The sequence below is a fragment of the Pectobacterium carotovorum genome (assembly GCF_900129615.1).
Lineage (GTDB): Bacteria > Pseudomonadota > Gammaproteobacteria > Enterobacterales > Enterobacteriaceae > Pectobacterium > Pectobacterium carotovorum.
Map to the genome: position 1 here is coordinate 59292 of NZ_FQWI01000005.1, position 20371 is coordinate 79662.

The 20371-nt window shown below is 36.3% G+C and carries 20 protein-coding genes, 1 tRNA gene and 1 pseudogene; 8 read left to right on the forward strand and 14 right to left on the reverse strand.

Annotation, left to right across the window (positions count from 1 at the left end):
• The first annotated feature begins 23 nt into the window (after positions 1–23).
• The 5 genes from BUB06_RS11610 to BUB06_RS11630 all read left to right on the forward strand — a co-directional run bounded on the left by BUB06_RS11610 (position 24) and on the right by BUB06_RS11630 (position 5432).
• Complete coding sequence (locus BUB06_RS11610; protein WP_039471142.1) at positions 24–1235, forward strand: tyrosine-type recombinase/integrase; 1212 nt, start codon at positions 24–26, stop codon at positions 1233–1235.
• Positions 1228–2589, forward strand: coding sequence for a site-specific integrase (locus tag BUB06_RS11615; protein ID WP_236689864.1), 1362 nt, complete (start codon positions 1228–1230; stop codon positions 2587–2589). Before BUB06_RS11610 ends, BUB06_RS11615 begins: the two co-directional genes overlap by 8 nt.
• Entirely contained in the window at positions 2582–4471 is a 1890-nt protein-coding gene (locus BUB06_RS11620; RefSeq protein ID WP_039471144.1) for a DNA-binding protein, read from the forward strand. The genes BUB06_RS11615 and BUB06_RS11620 overlap by 8 nt, the downstream gene beginning before the upstream one ends.
• A 40-nt stretch (positions 4472–4511) precedes the next feature.
• A complete protein-coding gene (locus BUB06_RS11625; RefSeq protein WP_039471145.1) occupies positions 4512–4916 on the forward strand; it encodes a hypothetical protein in 405 nt (134 codons plus the stop codon).
• A gap of 102 nt (positions 4917–5018) precedes the next feature.
• Positions 5019–5432, forward strand: coding sequence for a hypothetical protein (locus BUB06_RS11630; protein WP_039471147.1), 414 nt, complete (start codon positions 5019–5021; stop codon positions 5430–5432).
• A gap of 457 nt (positions 5433–5889) precedes the next feature.
• Here the strand turns inward: BUB06_RS11630 and bamE are convergent, their stop codons facing one another.
• From bamE to BUB06_RS11685, 10 genes and pseudogenes are all read right to left on the reverse strand, one after another.
• Positions 5890–6192, reverse strand: coding sequence for an outer membrane protein assembly factor BamE domain-containing protein (bamE, locus tag BUB06_RS11635; RefSeq protein ID WP_139294544.1), 303 nt, complete (start codon positions 6190–6192; stop codon positions 5890–5892).
• Between the two features lie 100 nt (positions 6193–6292).
• The gene (locus tag BUB06_RS11640; protein ID WP_039471149.1) at positions 6293–6958 is read right to left on the reverse strand and encodes a hypothetical protein; all 666 of its coding nucleotides are present in this window, start codon (positions 6956–6958) and stop codon (positions 6293–6295) included.
• Positions 6959–7275: 317 nt separating this feature from the next.
• Positions 7276–7476 (reverse strand): annotated as a pseudogene (locus BUB06_RS22255) (relaxase/mobilization nuclease domain-containing protein); the annotation flags it as partial.
• Positions 7477–7615: 139 nt separating this feature from the next.
• Positions 7616–7912, reverse strand: coding sequence for a hypothetical protein (locus BUB06_RS11650; RefSeq protein WP_039471151.1), 297 nt, complete (start codon positions 7910–7912; stop codon positions 7616–7618).
• A gap of 164 nt (positions 7913–8076) precedes the next feature.
• A complete protein-coding gene (locus tag BUB06_RS11655; protein ID WP_039471152.1) occupies positions 8077–8490 on the reverse strand; it encodes a hypothetical protein in 414 nt (137 codons plus the stop codon).
• A gap of 502 nt (positions 8491–8992) precedes the next feature.
• Positions 8993–9376, reverse strand: a complete 384-nt coding sequence (locus BUB06_RS11665) for a hypothetical protein (protein ID WP_039471155.1) — start codon at positions 9374–9376, stop codon at positions 8993–8995.
• The gene (locus BUB06_RS11670; protein WP_039471157.1) at positions 9373–9864 is read right to left on the reverse strand and encodes a Mov34/MPN/PAD-1 family protein; all 492 of its coding nucleotides are present in this window, start codon (positions 9862–9864) and stop codon (positions 9373–9375) included. Before BUB06_RS11670 ends, BUB06_RS11665 begins: the two co-directional genes overlap by 4 nt.
• Positions 9864–11657, reverse strand: coding sequence for a ThiF family adenylyltransferase (locus tag BUB06_RS11675; protein WP_236689865.1), 1794 nt, complete (start codon positions 11655–11657; stop codon positions 9864–9866). The genes BUB06_RS11670 and BUB06_RS11675 overlap by 1 nt, the downstream gene beginning before the upstream one ends.
• Before the next feature lie 67 nt (positions 11658–11724).
• Complete coding sequence (locus BUB06_RS11680; RefSeq protein ID WP_039471161.1) at positions 11725–12879, reverse strand: ComEC/Rec2 family competence protein; 1155 nt, start codon at positions 12877–12879, stop codon at positions 11725–11727.
• Positions 12880–12895: 16 nt separating this feature from the next.
• Positions 12896–13366 (reverse strand): hypothetical protein, encoded by a 471-nt coding sequence (locus BUB06_RS11685; protein WP_039471163.1) that lies wholly within the window; start codon positions 13364–13366, stop codon positions 12896–12898.
• Between the two features lie 626 nt (positions 13367–13992).
• On the opposite strand from BUB06_RS11685, the gene BUB06_RS11695 reads away from it, so the two are divergent.
• On the forward strand, positions 13993–15597 hold the full coding sequence (locus BUB06_RS11695; protein WP_039471165.1) for a TIGR04141 family sporadically distributed protein: 1605 nt from the start codon (positions 13993–13995) through the stop codon (positions 15595–15597).
• Between the two features lie 128 nt (positions 15598–15725).
• On the opposite strand, the gene BUB06_RS22140 is transcribed toward BUB06_RS11695, so the two are convergent.
• Positions 15726–15896, reverse strand: a complete 171-nt coding sequence (locus BUB06_RS22140) for a hypothetical protein (RefSeq protein WP_165587505.1) — start codon at positions 15894–15896, stop codon at positions 15726–15728.
• Between the two features lie 246 nt (positions 15897–16142).
• Here BUB06_RS22140 and BUB06_RS11700 point away from each other — a divergent pair, with 246 nt between their 5' ends.
• The gene (locus tag BUB06_RS11700) at positions 16143–16337 is read left to right on the forward strand and encodes a type II toxin-antitoxin system HicB family antitoxin (protein ID WP_039471166.1); all 195 of its coding nucleotides are present in this window, start codon (positions 16143–16145) and stop codon (positions 16335–16337) included.
• Positions 16338–16373: 36 nt separating this feature from the next.
• Positions 16374–17273: a hypothetical protein gene (locus BUB06_RS11705; protein ID WP_039471168.1), complete on the forward strand. Its 900-nt coding sequence runs from the start codon at positions 16374–16376 to the stop codon at positions 17271–17273.
• Between the two features lie 245 nt (positions 17274–17518).
• Here BUB06_RS11705 and BUB06_RS11710 read toward each other — a convergent pair whose 3' ends face one another.
• The 3 genes from BUB06_RS11710 to BUB06_RS11720 all read right to left on the reverse strand — a co-directional run bounded on the left by BUB06_RS11710 (position 17519) and on the right by BUB06_RS11720 (position 20302).
• On the reverse strand, positions 17519–18394 hold the full coding sequence (locus BUB06_RS11710) for a toll/interleukin-1 receptor domain-containing protein (RefSeq protein ID WP_039471169.1): 876 nt from the start codon (positions 18392–18394) through the stop codon (positions 17519–17521).
• 461 nt (positions 18395–18855) lie between these two features.
• Complete coding sequence (locus tag BUB06_RS11715) at positions 18856–20061, reverse strand: tyrosine-type recombinase/integrase (protein ID WP_039471171.1); 1206 nt, start codon at positions 20059–20061, stop codon at positions 18856–18858.
• Between the two features lie 164 nt (positions 20062–20225).
• Positions 20226–20302: transfer RNA gene (locus BUB06_RS11720), tRNA-Arg, on the reverse strand.
• Between the last annotated feature and the right edge of the window lie 69 nt (positions 20303–20371).

Below are 20371 nucleotides of genomic sequence, written 5' to 3' on the forward strand. Positions count from 1 at the left end.
AATTAAATAAAAAGGACGCAGTGATGGAAAGGATAGTAACAAATACATTTATGTTTGAAAATGGTGAAAGATACTGCCATGTCATTGATAAGAAGACAGGGGAACCATTGTATGACCCTACTCTCTATATAACGACACGAGTCAGGAACAGGTCAGAGTCGATTAACACGATGGAGGCTGTTGCCGGAAGTCTGGCATTACTTTATCGTTTTTTCTCTCTCAGAAGAATAGATATCAGAGAAAGAATAGCTACATTACAATTCCTGGCGCTTAATGAAATTGATGATTTGGCTGATTTCGCTTCGAAAAACTTCAAAAACAAAAGAACAACATCTTTGCATGAGCGTAGTATTGTTAAAGAACCGACAAAGTATTTCAGATTAACCGTTATTTTTAATTATCTTGAATGGCTGTGTGAAGTCAACGCAATCGGAACTAAGAGTAAAGATAATCAAAAAATGATGGACAGTTTTATTGATAAGCTAAAAAATAAAAGACCCTCAAATGAAGACAGATATAAAAACCAAATTCCTGAGAAAACATTAAGCAGAGAACAGCTTGATATTTTATTTGAGGTGGTCAGGCCCGGCTCTGAACTCAATCCTTTTGCTGATGAAGTTCAGTCAAGAAACCGATTGATTATATTACTGCTTTTTTCTTTTGGGATCAGGGCAGGAGAACTGTTGAATCTTCGCATCAGGGACATTGATTTTTCTTCTGGAAGGATTGTAATAAAAAGGCGACCCGATGATAAGTTTGACCCAAGAGTTAATCAACCACTTGTGAAGACTTGTGAGAGAATGTTTTCTGTGGGCAATGCATTAATGGCTGAGTTATTTAATTATATTACGCAGGATAGACGTAATGTGAAAAATTCAAAAGATAATGATTTTCTCTTCATTACCTATAAAAAAGGATATTCACAGGGAAAGCCATTGTCTTTTTCTGCGTATCATAAAATTATTAATATGATAAGCGAGACTTCACCTGAACTGGCTGAACTGACAGGACATAAATTAAGACATACATGGAATTATGAGTTTTCCTCACTGGTAGATGGAATGGATGAGACTTTTTCGGAGGAAAAGGAAGAACAAATCAGATCGTATCTTATGGGATGGAAAACGGGTTCTGGAACGGCGCAAATTTATAACAGAAGACATCTTGTTGAAGAGGCTCACAAAACTTCTCTTGCCATGCAGAACCAACTTATGGAGGGATACATTAATGAATGATTTAAACTATCAGGAAGATAGCGTATTTTTAAAAGCAAAACAGCCTGATTATTCGTTTTGTATCAATGATGAGAAGTGGAGATTAAACAGAAATAGCCTTGTTAATGTTGAGGCGGTATCGCTTCTCCTTGAACCAAAATTAATTGATGGATACCTCAATACACTTGCTTTTTATGCCTGCCGATACAGTCCTAGCTATGTATTGAAAATAAATAATGCCATGACCGATTTTATCGGTAAGGTATCTCCTGATTATATTGATGAGTCAGTTATCTTAAACTACAGGTCTTCACTATCTAAATGGGAAATTCAGAATTTAGTGAGTCTGAGATGTTTTTTCACCAAATGGCATTCTCTTGGCTACTATGGTATCGATGAAAAAGTAATAACACTTCTGAAAGCAACAAGGTTAAGAGTTAAAGAGGCAGGGGATATCATAAGACAGGACAACCCAGATAAAGGGGCATTGACAGATAATGAGCATGAGATTTTTAATAAGGCTATATACAGTGCTTACAGAAATAAAAAAATAGCACTGCATGAATTTTCTGCGGCATTATTAGTGAGTTTTTCAGGGCGAAGGTCATTACAAATCACGTCACTAAAATTGAAGGACATAGTAAAAGAAAAGACACACAATGGCGAGGTGAGGTTTTTTATAAACATCCCCAGAATAAAACAAGGTCTTAGGTTCAGACAGGCTTTCAGGTCGTTGAATGTTAATAAGTCCCTTTTTGATATCCTCAGCCAACAGGCCAGTGCCTCTGTTGAGCTTATTGAATCGCATATTGGCAGGGCACTCAAGCCAGCAGAAAAGGATGAGGCTCCCGTATTCCCTGACAAAACACATTGTAAGATGCTGGTCGGGAGCGAGGATGTTTTAGGCTTACTGGTTTCTGACAGACTTCATGCGTCAAAGCATACTGTCGACATTATCCTGAAAAAGATTATCAAAAAAGAAAATGTGATTTCGGAAAGAACGGCACAGCCCATGAAAATGAGTGCGCACAGGCTTCGTTATACCATTGGGACAAGATTAGCCCGCGAAGGGTGTAGTGTACAGATTATTGCCGAACTGTTAGATCACTCTTCAATCGCCAGTGCAGGAATTTATATTGAAAACCTGCCCGATAATGCCGAAAAAATCAGTCAGGCAGTTTCTGAGAAACTGGCCTTTCTTGCTGATGTTTTTCTTGGGAAAGTTGAGGGGGATAGAGCCAGTGGCAATCATGGTTTATTGACGAAAAAAACATGTTCATCCTGCGCCGATACTTCAGCAATACCCTGTCATAGCTGTATTTATTTCAGACCATTACACAATAATGTTGATAACAAAGAGGTGATATATGAATAATGTCGTTGTATTCAAATCTCACTCCGATTTAGATGCGGAAAGAAATGTTCAGGAATTTATCAGCTTTTGCCGTGATAAATTAACCGTGTTCGGAACAGAGCTGAAATGGGATTCACCTGTCTGGAAAGGTATTGCCATTTTTAGAAAATTGGACACTGGCAGTGGCGCATTTAAAGATGAATACCTGTTAGATAAAAACTTTGTAGATTTTGCAAAAAGCTATATTCGATATCAGCAGGCACTGAACCCAGTTAAAAAGCCTGGCACAGCAATAACGGCCTTGAAGTGCCTGGAAAAAGCACTTTTACAGGTTCATCAGAACGCTTATGTTTATAATACTTCAGTCATTGTTATTGATGAAGCTTTGCAGATTGCAGGTCAGTATTATGAAAATAATGTCCTGTATAAGTGTGGTTATGAGATTGAAAAACTGGCTAAGTTTTTGTCTGAACATCATTTTGTGAAATGTGGCTTCCTTGGTTGGGTCAATCCGGTTAAACCACATACTAAAAATAATTATCTTCCTGAGAAAGAAGATGAAGACAGAAAAAATAAATTACCGGATGAGCGAGCTTTACTCGCTATCGCTGAAATTTTTTCCCGACCGGATGAAGAACTCAGTGAGAGAGATCTGTTTACAACCTCTGCTTTTGCGCTACTGATGTGTTCACCAAGTCGTGCCTCAGAAATACTGGCCTTGCCTGCTGACTGTGAAATTACCCGAAATGATAAAAGCGGGGTAGAGCGCTACGGGCTGCGTTTTTATTCCGTAAAAGGCTATGGCGCTACTATTAAGTGGATACCTGACGTAATGGTGCCCGTTGCGAGAAAAGCCATTAGCAGACTGCGCAGGCTGTCTGAAAACGCACGCACGCTTGCAGGATGGTATGAATCCTCGCCGGATAAATTTTACAGACACCCGCTTTGCCCAGAAGTAAATGAAGATGAATCACTTGATGTTATTCAGGTTTGCCACGCGCTGGGTTATCCACTGAATGATAAGAAACAATGCATTGAAAAACTGAAGCGCACGAGTCTTGACGGTGGCATTACATTTCTTAACCCGACAGACGGGCATTACACACTGAGAACACTATGGAAAATGATAACTGGCCTATTTCCAGCGGATTTTCCCTGGTTTGATGAAGAGAAGTCAGTGAAATACAGCAATGCATTGTGTTTGTTGAATCTGCATCAGTGCCATGAACTGAAAATGACGGTTGATTACATATTATACCGACCAACCTATGACTTCTTTACGCAGGATATAGAGAAGGAGAGAAAGAACAGACAGGCAATGAAAAATATCTTTGCCCGTTACGGTTATCTGAATGATTCAGGCAAAGCGTTATACCTGCGTTCTCATCAGCCAAGACATCTGTTAAACACACTTGCTCATCTCGGTGAATTATCAGAATTAGATATCGCAAAATGGTCGGGTAGAGTCAGCGTGATGCAAAACCGAGACTACAACCATACTTCGCAGGAAGAGATGCTTGAAAAAGTCGGGACGCTGAAGCTGGGGAACCATCGTTATTGCTACCAGCCCAAACCTGACGACAAGCCTGGTGAGACTCTGCCTGTCGGGGCTGAGGTGTTTCATGATTCAGTGAGTGGAGCGATTCACTTAACGCCTCATGGATATTGTATTCACAATTATGTCATTCCCCCTTGCAGGAAATTATCCGAAACCACTCATTATGGATGGGCAGGACATAACGAAATGAGCGAACAGCAAAGAGAACAAAACATTAAAAAAATCCGCTCACTCTGGCAAACAGCTAAAGATGCTGTGGATGATGATCATTATGGTGCCGATAGGTGGGTTGCTCACTACGAAGAAGTGTTGTTCATTTTAGATAAAAATAACCAGAAAAATTAAAAATAACTTATAAAAATTAATGAAATAAACAGGAGGCAGTATGGCGAAGCATTTAACACAATCCGATATTAATAAAATCAAAGGCGTTATTCATCTGTGGGAAGGGAAATTAACATGGGAAGCGCTGTGTGAAGCGGTAAAATCACGTATCGGAAAAAGACCAACCCGACAGTCATTAAACATGCATAAAGATATTGTTGATGCGTATTTATTGAAAAAGAAGCTGATCAAAGAAATCGATATTCCGTTAAAGAAGCCTGCAAACCTTACCATTGCGGCGAAGACAATTAAATATATGGCCGCAGAAATCGAATTACTCAAAAAGCAGAATAACAGGTATAAAGAGCAATTCACCCGATGGCAATATGGTGCTTATAAGCATGGGATGAAAGAACATCAACTTAATGCATCATTACCTGAAAAACGCACTCGAAATGTAAGTTAATATTTACTGTGTAAATATATTTTTACGGAGTGCTTGATTTTTAATTTAATGCTGATATTTATTTGATGTCAGGATGACAAAATCACTGCAAGGATGCATATTATGAAAAAGATGAATATCAATCTAATGGAAAGATACCTTATTCTGCTTGATAGGTTTGTTGATAAGCTTACGCAATCAGGCTTTGAAGAAAAAGAAATTATAGAAAAATCATACCTGTTTTGTGCTGGGTTCTACATTAAATATCAGTCTGAAATAGAAAAACTAACGTTCTCAAACAGGGAAGTAGTGTTGAATTTTTTACTTCTCTCTTATTATTGTTATATCAATAAAATTGAGAATGACATGATCGATAAAGGACGAATGAAAAGCGTATGTTCTTCATTGATTAATTTCATGATTAACAATGGTAGCAGAACTGAAAAAATCTATGTTCATGAGAAAAATAAGCATGATGAAAATATGTTAAAAAAAGAGTTATCCATGAAAGAGAAGAAAAGAAAATATGGATTGTGATTGTTGTAGAATAAGCAGTTTTAATTTATTTTTCATTGTTGAATAATATAATAAAAATCATCATTAATTGTAATTATTTCATGGTTAATTATTATTCGTAGAAGTTAATTGCCTATAAAAAAAGCATCCTAATGGATGCTTTTGCTGTTACTATACGCTTGGACCATGAGTCCTTAAAAATAACAATAATAAAAAAGGAGGTGAGTTATGAAAAATAATCACCTACAAGTGCTAAGGATGGTAATTTTTATCAGCCTACTCTTGTATAGCTCATCACTATACTAAGTTGTGCTGATGTATGGCTACCAGTTCGCGCTGGTAGCCATATTATTCATCTTATGACGTACATTTTTTTCTTTGTCAAATATAAGTGAAAATAATTTCCCTGTTGCTTTATTTATAAGAAGATATTTTGATAGGTTATTTCACTTCACCAAAACATCTTCTCATTGTGATATTAAAAAACACCCGTCTTCACGTTGCTTTTTCCGGCATTAAAGATGTAAGAGCTTACTTTCTCGCCTTTGAAAGAAACTGTCAGAGATTTCGTTTGTGAGTCTGCTCCGCCTGCAAGCAGTCCCACAACGGGGATGAAAGAGGTTGCTTTGGACTGGCTGTTATACATAGTGTATGACCATTGCTCTTCACCATCGATCAAGGAATGGCTGTCAGGTTCACCGAACGATGCTAACACGTCCTGTTTTGTAGTTTTGCCTTTAACAATTTTGGTTTTCACACTTTCCTGCGTCTCATTTTTCAGGGACTGATTACCCACAGAAGAACAACCCACAAGAGCCAGAGAAACGAATGCTGAGATAATGATTTTTTTCATACAACACTTTCCTTTTTATTTTTAACTTTTAGCGTTTTACTGACTCAATAAGGTTTCTGAGTTCATTTTCAAATCTTTCGCTTCTTCTTTTCATCAACTTGATGCAAATAAAACTTCCAATTCTTGAGAAAAGATACGTAAACCACATATATTTGTGGTCGCTCCACATGTAGCCGTCTTTAAAGCCCCAAGGCAATGTGAGAAATGAAATAAGTGCAACAGCACAAAGTAAAATAAAAATAACGGAGAACATCTTTGGAACAGGCATTGCTCTGTAATACGAAGCTGTGGAAGCATTATGGAAAAGCATTGTCATAAAAGCGGGGATAACAACTGTTTTCCTGTTTAAGTTTACTTCATGTTCACCCGTGTTCTTATTAACGATAAGGGCATCTTTATACGCATCATACGAACCATCTTCACTATACCGACGAAGCTCGTATTTATGGATAGTGTGTGAACTTCTGAACGGGATACCATAGTCGGAAATCTGCTTCTCATCCCCGGCGTCGGTTTTTACCCAGATCTGACCATTATTTGGATCGGAATCAATGACGGTACGAGAGAAAGTCTCAACAAACGTGTAAGTTTCACCAAACAGATCAAACTTGGGCGCTGTAATCTCGGTTTTCAGACGATCAGAAAGACCAGCTTTAGTTTCTTCACTGTGGCGTTTCGTGGTGGTGATACTCATACAAGTTCCTTTGTGTTAGATGTGAAATTCATATTCGATGTATGAAGAAATCAGGGACTACAGATGAGACGGTATCAGCCATTTCAAAACCTGCGTGTTAGTTGAGTGCGTAAATAGACTAGGTAAATCAGTCTGTTATGTTCTTTGGCGTGAAATCACATTTTGACTGGGTTTACAGGAAAGGCAAATCACTTGTACCGATCGATGCATGAATTATAATAGCTATTAACTATCATAAATTGATTATAGATCGTTTATATCGATCGTTTTATCAGTCTATACGTATAAAGAAAGAGTTATCAGAAGGCTTGCCAGCCCTACATTGACAGCGAAGTTCTGCGGGATTTATGTGGTGTATCAATGCCGGTTTTTGGGGTTGACGGCGTTATATCTACCATCCTCACGCCAGTAATGGTTTTGTGTTTTCCTGGGCGCTTAAGGGTTGGGATTTTGAGGTTTTTCAGCATAAGATAAATCACATCGAGGTAGGGGATGGTTTCTAACCATTTTAAAAGTGATTTTATTTTAAAATACCTAGATCGATATATTAACAACTCTCCCCTATAAGAACTAACTTAATAAGGGAGAGTTTATAATTAAACTAATTTATAACTTAGGCTTTTGTATCCGTCGAAATGGATTAAAATTATAGCATTTTTAAGCTTTAGGATTATCCATATTTCTTTGAAAGCCATACCAACTTTCTACATCATCAGCTCCAGACATGTAATCTTCTTTTAAAATGCTAAGAAAATTGGCTTTAGCTTCTTCAGAGTCTATGATCAAATCATCTTCTACATGACCAATAGATATTATTAATTTTTTTCCTTTTCTAGTGACATTCCAAATTCCATCACCTTCCTCCGTAGTTACAGCTTCATATAGTGCATATATTTCTTCTGTCCCATCGGGGTCGGCCTGACTCAACCATTGTTCGAATTCATTTGTATTCATGTGTTAATTTTTCCTTTGTTAATTATGTGTATGAAATTGTAGAGTTGAGGTTTATCAAAATTATAAGGGAACACCCAAGTTGTTTTAATCTTCGCTATGCTACTACGAAACTAGGGTGTTAATATTTTAGGTGAAAAAATCACTAAACCTCAACATTATCTTCATTATTTATCACTGACTGATGGAGTTGCTGAGATCAGAGCATCTCTCAATGCTTTTATTCTTTTTTGTACGGTATAAATTTCGGTGATGGTAAAAGGACTATCATGTGATTTATTGTTGAGATGCTGAACAAGGTTGTTCAGATCCTGAGATGCTCTAGCCAAAGCCTTCCAGACAGTCAGATTTATTTCAGGAATTTTTTGTGGGAGATGCTCTAAAGCCGACATACGAATCCACACCGCACGATTGAGATGCTCTCGTGCGCCGTCAACGTGTGATAACTCGTCATCATTCAATCTGACACTTATACAATGAGAGCGTATCTTCTGGGCAGGAAATTTAGACGAATTAGAGTTAATATCGCTAATTTTTCTATCTGAAATAATTTTATTAAAAGTACGATTTTCACCATTCATATGAACTCCTTTCATATAGTGAAGTAAAATAAGCATGTCCGTGATGCTTATTTTATTTATATGATAGATGCTAAAAATGTCAATGGATGGTGTTGATTCTGCTTTTTATTTTTTCAACCAAAGGGCGAAAAAACAAGGAGCAACTCGAAGAAGCAAGCGTAGCGCTTCGCTGAGTTAGCCCTTGCTAAATAATAATATAAGAAGTTTAGATAATTGACAAACTTGTTTCATAATGTATAAAGAATTAAACATAGCAATTATATAAAAGAGGTATATATGAAGGGTAATAAAAGATATCAAAATTTAATGGCCATAATCTTTGTAGTCTGTTTTTTCTTTAATCTACCATTCAGTCAGCCATTATATAAAGATGGAAGTGTCGTGGAGGTATTAGTAGTATTAGCTAGTTTCTTTTACATGATGGCTTTCCCATTCTTTTACTTTTTTGAAAATAAATGCAGAGATAAGGTATAATCTCCGCATTATTAGCATTCATCCGTATTTATGGTAATCTTTTTAATATAATTGCGGAAATTATTTTTGCTAATGAAAGAGAAGCTATTACAACTATAATTAAATACCCTATAACACTTTGAAAAAAATATGGGAATAGATTATTCTGTGTATTTGCCAAAGTATCAATACACAAAGTCAATGCTCCCAATGCAGAAGCAATGGAGAAAATAAACTCTGCAATCTTTTTCAATTTTTCGTAGAAAATAGAAAAACCAAAAGATATTAAAATTGGAGGAACTAGCAACCAATATTTAGAAAGGATTTCATTGTTGAGTTCTTTTACAATGACTACCACTATAACAGCTATAAATCCAATGCCCACTATCCCTAATGCAGCTTTGATACAGTTTGGATGTAATGAGTTATTCATTCAAAACCCTTCCTTTCTAAACAATATTTAAATTTATGTAATTTTCCCCCATCTGCTGCTACCAAATAACAATTGGAAATATTCGCTTTGTTCGGAATTATTAGCATGATGAAAAAGGGTCTTGTATGTCCTGATTTTATAAATAAGTCTTGGATACTGCGGATATCCGTCCCAGAAGGGTTTGCTACGGCTTCGTTATGTGTATGCCAATCACCCAAATAGTGAAATCCCTCTTTAAATAAGGAAGTAATATCTTCTTTGGCTTTCTTCTCGTCTAACTTGAAATAATTTCTTCTCCGCAAGTCAGAAGGGCCGGGGATAGTAATTTTATTAATTTCAACCTCTGAATCATTAAGATTATTTGAAAATAACATACCTCCAGATTCTTTACTGAAACAGTGAGTTTGACGATGAGAAAATAATTCATCTACTATGCTTTGGCTGATGCATATTTTAAAATCTAATTCGGTACAATGAAATTTATGCATCACATTTTTTCCCAATTAGAATTTTTAAAAATAAGAGGTATAATACAATCACCTTTTTCTGGATTTCCGAATTGTGCTATCCATTTATTATTCCATTTTCCACCCAGCTCTAATAGTTCTGCTTCTCTTCCTAAATAACTATAAGCAAAAGATTCATTTGAAAAACGAGTCATAATAAGATCTATTACTGTTCTTGCAGTTAGAGCATGTAAATTAGTCAATGGGATAGCTCCGTATGGCTGGAACTCTCCGGCACATGCAGCTATTCTTTTGCGAGTATTTTCTTTCCAGTAAGTAGCAGGATATTTTAATGCACCAATATATTTACCTTCTGTAATATGCCAGCTATTAAAAGCATTAGAATCCACTTGATTGACTATTACATGCCCAGCCATTGCATGAGCTTCAACAAATGCAAAGACAATAGCACCAAGAATGTCTTCCGACTGTCTTTTAATTAACTGCTGTTCAGTATTCCAATGTGCAGTGCAGCTTACTATAATGTCAGCTTCTGCAATTTTCTGGTTATTCTTGGAATCTTCTGTCCAATCTTCATTAAATGCTTCTATATAGGCATTTGGAAACTCTTCCCGTAGTCTTGAGGCAAGAGCTAATGCTTTATTTTTATAAACAGAATCAAATCCTAATAGATGACGAGAGGAGTTTTCACTCTTCATTAAATCATCATCCCAAAGCATCATTTTTCTAACGCCTGATTGAAGTAATAGTCTTGAGACCGAAGAACCTACTGAACCACATCCGACGATAGCTACTTTATGTTCAGAGATTTTCTTGTAAGTTTTGTTATGCTCACGGCCAGTTAACCAAAAATCGTCAGAACGGTCTACTATGAGATTTTCTGTTTTAGTTTGACTTATTCTATTTTTTAAAATCTTTCCATCGATGTAATTTCTATAACCATCTAATAAAGCTGTATTCCTGAATCGACCCCGACTAATACCTCTGGTATCGAAACGATCGGAGGCAAGATCACTAACTCCCTTAGGAATCTGTATTCCTATAATATTCATCCCAGAAGGGGTTGGGAATGAAATTAGAATTATTGGCTTGACATTGAACATATTAGCACAAGATCTTAAGATCAATTCAATAGTGCTTTCTGAATCTTCCTGTTGCTGATTTATTAGTTCAAAAAAATCCCTTGCAGTTTTGGGATACTGACTCGGATACCAGGCTTCATCGAAGAATATCAATGGAATTGAAATTATTTTAGAGAGTTGCTGTTGCCTTATTCGCTTATCTTTTGAATTACTTTCATCCGATTCTATTAGCAATATTTTTTGGTTTTCCAACCAGTTAATTAATTCTTTTTGTGTGTCAGAATATATTACTCCAAATTTCCGAGTCCGATAACCGAAAACCAACCTTGTGTTTTTATTTGTTAGATCACACAGGCTTATAAGTCGATCTGTTTTATTACATTGATAAATCCAATAGTTCTGGAACTCATCAATAAAATCCTCATTTAAATCTCCATTTATTCCTTTTCTTAGCATTAGTATAGCATCGTTTAGTAAGTCGACTGCATAGGTCATATCATTATGATCGATGATATAACTGTCAGGCCAAACACATAACTTGCCATTTTTTTCTAAGTGCGGGAGTTGGCAAACATCAATTTTAGGTGAGGAAATAAACACATCTGGAATGTCAAATTGACTAAGAGTTTTGTATCTTAGTTGCAATACAATAGGTTCATTACTAAATTCTAAATCAGTTGGTAACTCCCAAGCGCAAGCATATCTATTATCGAATTTTATTAATTCATTCATAGAAAGCTTCCTTGCACCATAAGGTGCAAGGATTGTGCTCAACTGATCTATCTTTTTTTTAAGACAATCAGGCATAACCACCACCACCTTGTCTATTTACAGCGGCACTTGATGATTCAGCCATGCCTAATGCAGATGCTGCAATTTTCTTAATACCATTATCTGAAATTTCAATTTCTAACGGAATATTCTCTCCATTCTTTTTATGGTCCGATACACATAAAAATTGACCTTGTACATTATCAACAATATTTTCGTATTCTTTTTTTGCTCGATATGATGGGGGATCATTAGCATCATCTGCAATAGGATCTGAACTTGCAATTATGAATGCATTTTGTTTTGCCCGGTTGAATACTTCCATCGCCAGTTCGGAGGTTTTTGCTTCATCACCTTTACCGCTTGAACTATCATGCGATAAAGATCGCCAAGAGCAATGATGTGGGGTTTGTAGTATATCGTAATCAAGCCACGACATATTGTAATTTTTAAACAGGCGGTTACGGACACCTTCCCAACAAACAACTTCCGCATCACCACCACTTAAAAAGAATGCTGTTTTATTATCGCCTTTTAACTCAAAATTGATAATTACACTTGAATGATTCTTACCTAACTTATCTTCATCCTCATCCAAATCTTTTTTTGGTGATGGTGCAAGCAAATGAGCTTCAAAATTGTATGAATATGCACCATTAATTAGTCGAGTTGTATTATCAAGGTGCAGTACAATATTAGGGATATCATCAGTTTTACCATTTTCATCTTTACCTAAGACTAAAACTTGATTACCGACACCATCTAAATATCGTTTTTCTTTGTAAAGATTAACTCTTCGTTTTACTTCTGAATTAAGATCTCTTGCATCTTGGACTAAATTATGATTTTGCGCATGGTGTCGCCTAAATACTATCGGACTGGACCAGATTTCATTAATAAAGATTTTATCTGACCTTTCACTCCAGTCTTCGGGTTTGCCTAAATGGAAGTGCTCAGAAATTCCAGAACAATGATCTTTATCGGGATGAGACCAAATAAATAGGTGGATAAATAATCTACCTTTCTCATCACGATCCAGCTTTTCTCTTAACTGAGAAAGAACATCAGGGTGTTCCTTCCCTTTTCTTATGTGGCAATCGATTAAAATATTTTGCCCATCTTCCGTTTGGATGAGGGTCATATCCCCATTACCAACGGGGAAGAAACATATCTTTGCAGACATATTATATCCTTATTAATTATTTCTGATCGGTATTATCTCCCGATCTTGCTGTGCGAGATTTCTCAATCCCAAAAATAGCCATACCTACATCCTCGATTTTGCCAACGAATTTATCTACATTCAAGCCAGCAAAGAAGGCAAATGCCATATATCCATAATCGCCACCACTACCGTTTTGTGATGCATCTAACACTATCAAACCCGCTTTAAGGAACAGGTAGGCCACAACACCACAGATACCACTAACGATAGGTCTCAACACATACCAAACATGCCAGCGGTCATCCCAGCAGTTTCTAACACACTTGTTTAGATATACACCACGGAGGCAGTAAAGAGTCCCACCAAGCACTCCGATCAGTCCACAACGGATCATTAGCTTCTTGCTCATGATCCATTCAGGGAACACATCACCCTTTACTAATCCTGCATACACAAGGATAACAAGTAAAAGTAAGGTAAGGAGATAACCGATTATTCTTTTCATATGTAGCCTATATGTAACCTTTGATGAGGATTTTTATTTTTATTCATTTTAGATCATTAACTTAGATTGTCTAGAAAAGTACTGCTGCATCATCGGCGTATTGTCTGGTAACTCTTCCAATCTAGCAGAAGAGAGGACTTTCGAACATGCTTATTAGTTGAATGCGAATTAAACAATGTTAATATTATTACCTTGCTATCTTTATGTGGCCGAAGACCATTAAATGATTATTTTTATCTCTCAGGTGGATCTTTTCTGATAGTAGAGCTATATCGTATAAGTAGTATTTTAAAAATCATTAGCATAAAAATATTTTACGTCTGTAATTTTTTTAAATTGTTATTAATTAAACAGGACAGCAATGTTTATAAAAACTATAGAAAAAAAACATTCTGAATGGGTGATGATAAATAGTTCGCATTGGATGTCTACTTACACGAGATGGCAACTGGGAGTAGATAACAACGACTGGATCGTCTCTTTTGAGTCCTTTGACGATACCATCAAGTTTGAATTTGAACGATTCTTTATTCATACCAATCCCTTCTACGAAAATCCTGTATACCCATCACTACATTACCTCTGTGATTTAGACCATTAATTATAAATATTAGAGAGTAAATTCAATGAAGATTAAACTATCAATATATAAAGCAAAAAAAATTAGTGACAGTATTGATCAGGTATTAAATCTGGAAAGAGTGAAATCTTCCATTGAATTTGAGAATGAAAAAGCACGAATGTATCTATATGCTAAAGAATATGTTGAGCCACAAGTACCTGAATGGGCAACGTTGTTTATAAATGCTAATTTAGATCTAGGTTATGATTTTTTTGGAAAGAATAGCAACACTGGTGCGGTTCTTGTTGTGGAGCTTAATGACGAAAGATACCTCATTCCATTTGGAACTGGTCATCATCTAATTAATGATAATTATATAGTTAAAGGATTTGGTCTTAAAACAACTCTTAACTGCATTGAACATAAAAAAATACGTAGTATTGATAAAGGAAATCATAACGAGACAAATCTCCTTACTCGAAACCAGAGCAGTAAAGAAGTTGATATTTATAATTTAAAAATAGACTCAGAATTAGATATATTAACAACTTTAACAGGAACCTCTACGGAAGAGATATTAGGTAATAAAATAACGGGAAGAGATGCTTTTGTCATAACACCAGATGTTGTTTTAAATAGTATCCCAGATTTATTGGAAAAAATCATTGATATATATAGCCTTCCTCTTCCTGAGGAATTCGAATGGGTAAATAATATACAAGAAGCAGATGAGTCAGAAATTGAAATACTTGATTTATTACTTATGGACTTAATTAAAGCGAAAGATTTTTCTGACATTTGGCTTGGTGAACCTGAAATTGTTGATTGGGAAAGTCAGATAGGTTATTGCTTTGAGAAGCGGCAACGTAGCATAATTTATGAAAGCTTATCTATGAACCATGTTTGTGATTTTTTCGAAGAGAAAGAAATAGAAATCACAGTTGATAATTTGAAAGAAAAAAACATACACATATTAGATGCTGATTATCAATCAATAAAGAAATGGTCAATCTATAGATGTCTTTATGCTGAGATAAAAAATGGCGATCAAAACTATATCCTGAGAGATTCAATTTGGTACGTGGCTGACCGGAAATTTCTGTCAACTATAGATGATGAAATAAGTAAAATTTTACCTTATGAAAATGCTGATAAATTTCCTATTTATTCTTTTAAAAGAGAAGAGGATTATAATAGCAATATATGTGGGCTTGATGCCTCCTTTACCCATATGGATCAAAAATTTATACATCATGGCAGTGGGAAAAGTAAGATTGAGTTTTGCGATTTAATCCGAGGAAGTAACGATTTCATACACGTAAAATATTATAATGGTTCTCAAAGCATGAGCCATTTGTTCTCTCAGGGATTTATTAGCTCAGAACTTTTTATAAGTGATTCTGAGTTCAGAGAAAAACTTAATGATAAACTCCCTGTTAATTTAAAACTAAAAGATCACATATTGAGACCAGATGCAAGAAATTATAAAATAATTTTTGCAATAGCAACTAATAAAAATATACCTAATGAACTCCCACTGTTTTCAAAGATAAATCTTAAGAATTTTTATAAATCTATTTCTAACTTTGGTTATGAGGTTAGAATATGTAAAATACCCGTAGATGACTTAATATATAAGAAGAAATCTTATAGGCCAAAAAATAATTAATGAGGTTGTTTAATTGATAAATAAATGCTGATCGTTAATATAGATACTAACGATCAGTTGTGAATAAAATTTGCTTTTAAAGCTATAGTCTCAGAGCGATATATTATGAATACAGTCGAATAAAATATCTATACAGCTTCTTCCGCATGAACATCCTGATACAGCCAGTCGAGTCTTTCCCAGAGGATGAACGTCAGGATCTCTTTAACCTGTGGCTGTTTGGTCTCGATAACGGCATAGATCAAGGCCCGGCACTGATCAATAATTTCTTCCTGCTCTAATGGTGTGTTATCGAACATAACGCACCTCCACACTCTCTTGCAGGAACCGCTTAAAATAACGATTAATAGACTGCTTAACTTGCTGATCTTCAAAAAGGGAATTGCTAGACTTGTTGATAGGCATATCGTTAGTCCTATAACGTTGTGGTCAGCCCCTGTTTGGTATTCCACTACCTTTCAGGGGCGAAACGGGTGATGTGTATAAGATGCTTTTGTGATAGGGTACGTACCTATAAAACCCAGCATAGTTAAAAAGGTACGTACATGTCAACGATAAAACGCGATACGAAAAAATCTTCATCAGCAGGTAAATCACCAACCTTCCAGATACGCATCTCCCCTGAGCTACGCGAACAGCTTGATGAGATAGTTGCAAAAGAGGGCGTCAGCCTTGGGAACTGGTTCAAAGAACTTGCCCGTAAAGAGCTTCGCAAGCAGGGGATTGAGCCGAAGGGATGAACGGAAACCTTACACTAAAACTCTAAGGATTTATTCATGAAATCATTCGACCATTACTCGATTGTCTTTGCTTTAAATCATCTAATAGATGCTGTGGATGCTGCAAACCAAACAAACTTTTTTAAAGACTATTTTATGCCTGTTTTTGTTGTTATTCTCTCAGCTATAACAGCATATATTATCGCCATTCGAGGCTACCAATATCAGGAAGCATCGAAAACTGAACGCATGAAGGCTGATTTAATTAATACTGTTATTCTGCAAATGCAGATCATGCAATCAAATCTAATTGCAGTGAAGAAAAATTATTGTGAGGATTTAACTACACACCCGATACAACGGGCTTTGAATGTTCCAATAATGCCTATAAAAATTGAAACAGTGAATCTCAAACCACACGAATTAGCACAGCTATTGTATGTGCGAAAAATAGATTTTGAAAAATATCCGTGGATGAATATATCTTCATTTATTGCAACATATGCTAACTTTAATATGTTTGTAGAATTGCTAACAATAAGAAATGAACTTGATGAAAAAGTGAAAGGAAATTTAGCACCGTTGCTTTCCCGTGCAGATATAAATGGCGAAATAAAAACCAAAGATGTGAGGGATTTGCTGAGCGAAGATTTGCTTATGAAGTATGTTGATTTGACAGAAAAGTTTATAACATTAGTCGACGATCTCTTAATCACGATTAATGATTTTTTGAAAAATTTTCCGTCTAAAGCGGCTGAATTGATAAAAAAGAAATATCTCAAAAATTATGTTTTACTTCAATCTTATATAAACCAGTCAGAAGTATTTAATCAAATCTTGGTGAGATGCAAGGATGTAGATATTGATATTTTGGCGGAAATAATGAAATTTAATAAAGAACAGGCAACTAAAATGTATATTGACAATTCTATCGTTATAATCACTCCTAAAGATTAACTATAATTAGGAGTGAAGAGTTTTAGGTCGTGTAAGTATCCCATATAATTTTGCAATTAAAATCTAGATTTTTTATCATATACAAATCATTTCAAAAAATAAGTACTTCTATTTAAAATATATAATATGTTTTCTCCGAGTATTTGGCCGATATGAACCTCCTTATTAGCCCCGATTATGAGGCTTTATAGCGAGGTCTTCAATAAATAATTGAAAAAATTATATGATAGTATTGATCTTTGATATCACATTCCATAATACTTTGAACTAAAACCAACAGTCAAAGGTGCTCCATCATATGAGCAGCTAACACTGATTTTTAGTTTCTTACGGTGGTCATAATATGTATGATAATGAGTTTTTTTTCTTGCTAACTCTATTTCTGATAGCCCTATACTCAATGCGCCGAGTGGAATTTCAGAGTCAAATTCTTGGTTCTGATAATGAGGGGCTGTCTTTTTAAGATCAATTTCAACATAACTTATAAAATTACCCTCTGCCTCAAGTAGCATATGGCAATCTTCATCTTCAATGATGATATTCCCTACATCATTGGCTTTACATCCAGTTTCTTTCTCCACTTGAGAAGTTGTCATTCCTATATACTGAAATGGTCGGTGAAATGGTTTAGACATCATTGGTAAGTTTTTATAGAATGCTTTATCTAATGCGGTCGATAAATTATGAGGAGTTTTCTCATTTCTCATTATGTTTTTATTGAAAACTATTCCAATACTGTTTATTAGTATTCTAAATGATTCTTCGTAATTTTCTTCACATCTAAAGTCACCATAAAGTTTCCCCAATAAAAACCCAGGTGGTTCACACTCTTTAAGCATTATTGGTAAGACTTTTATTTTCCTTCCACTTATTTGTTGATTCATTGCCACATCAAGTTCATTTACTACCCAAGGAGCATTAATGGAATTGGGGGAGAGAATAACGGCAAAGTAATCTACATTATCTATGCCCTCTCTAATTTTCATTATTAATGAATCACCAATTTTCATTTCTGCTTCATCAAGCCAATATCGAACACCATGATTTTCCAGATCTCTTGCCAATTTTCTGACAAAATCCTTATCGCTGTTATTATGACTTAAGAATATGCTTATGCTCATTTTTCCCTCAAGATATGTATGATATAATATTTTGGAATTAAAAAATAATTGCGATTGAAGTTAATATACAATAGTTGTTATTCAACCATATCTGTATATTAGATTTTATATTTCTTTTTGCAAATCTAAACAGCCAGACTATTCACTTCATTAGTTAATGCTGAGAAAATTACTCATCATTACAAGATTTGCTTTAGTGGACTAGACCGCATGGTTTCAGGGGGTAATGACAGAAAACTCTTTGAGTGAAGATATTTTACAGTGTAAGCTATTCTTTACTGTGAGATCTATCCTCTATTAGCAGACTCAATAGCCTTATCACGTGATTGCGGTTTGCATCCAGAAAATCTGCCCACCATTGCATCATCAGCTTACGCTCATCGAGATGCTAAGCCTGATTGCGTTCTTGATGACCCATCTGATTTTTCTTCTACACATCCTGTTGCTCTCAGAAAGCAATACTAAGCAATAAGACTGAATTCAGAGATATTACTCTTTCCCAACTTATCAACATAATCCGCATACCATTGAAGCATTTCCCGCCGACCATCCAGATATAGCGCGTGGTTATAAGTGGCACGGATAGCGTTTTTATCGACATGGGCTAACTGGAGTTCAATCCATGCACTATTAAAACCCTGCTCATGAAGGATGGTGCTCATCGTATGGCGAAAACCGTGTCCAGTCAGTTTTTTATCGTATCCGACACGTTTGATGACCTGATTGATACTCGCTTCGCTCATTGATTTACTGGAATCGTTCCGACCCGGAAAAACCAACTGAAAACCCCCAGTGATGTTTTGTAGTTCCGACAACAGATCACAAACCTGAGTGGATAGGGGAACCAGATGGGGACGGCGCATTTTCATACGCTCTTTGGGGATCTGCCAGATCTTCTTGCCAAAATCGATTTCCTGCCATTCAGCAGATCGTAGCTCGATGGTTCTCAGTCCGGTCAGCATCAGCAGGCGGGTGGCAATTTGAGTAATGCGACTACCGCTATAGCCACTCAGTGCCTGAATAAAGGGACCAAGTTCATCAGCCAACAGGTGAGGGAAGTGTTTTTGCTTCGGCGCTTTCAATACCCCAGCTAAATCCGTTACCGGATTATATTCAGCCCGACCGGATACGATGGCGTAGGTGAAAATCTGTCGGCAAGCCTGACGAGTCTTTTTCAGTTTATCCAGTACGCCCCGCTGTTCCATTTTTCTCAGCACATCCAGCATATCTTTTGGCTTGATGTCAGTGATTGGCCGTTTACCAAGGTAGGGGAAAATGTCTTTTTTCAGATATTCAAGAATGTCTTCAGCATAGCCCTTCGACCAGTTAGGGCGCTTATGTTCGTGCCACTCTAATGCGATAAGCTGAAAGCTGTTGTTGACTGCCGCGATTTTTGCCTGTTTCTCAACCTGCTTTTCTTCGCTCGGATCGCCGCCATTCGCAAGAAGCTTTTTGGCTTCCCCACGTTTTGTTCTTGCATTAGCCAGTGAGATATCGGGATATGTGCCAATAGAAAGCAGTTTTTCTTTTCCTGCATAACGATACTTTAAACGCCAGTAGCGTGAGCCATTGGTGTTAACCAGCAGATATAATCCAGCACCATCAGTAAGCTTATAGGGCTTATCTTTGGGTTTAGCTGTTTCTACTTGGCGAGCAGTTAGCTTCATTTGGGGGTATCACTTCTATTGAACCTGCGAATACCCCCAAACATACCCCCAAGTGATGCTAGAACTCAAGAGACCACACTAGACCTTGATAGCCCATTCCGTAGAGGATAGTTCTGATTTTAAAGGGAATTGTAGACTTTAAAAGACGTCAGAAGACGAAATTATGGTACGCCCTACAGGGCTCGAACCTGTGACCTACGGCTTAGAAGGCCGTTGCTCTATCCAACTGAGCTAAGGGCGCATTTCAAAAAGAAATGGCTGTTGCTTGTTACAACAGTGGGCTGGATTATACCCACACGTCCCAGTGAGT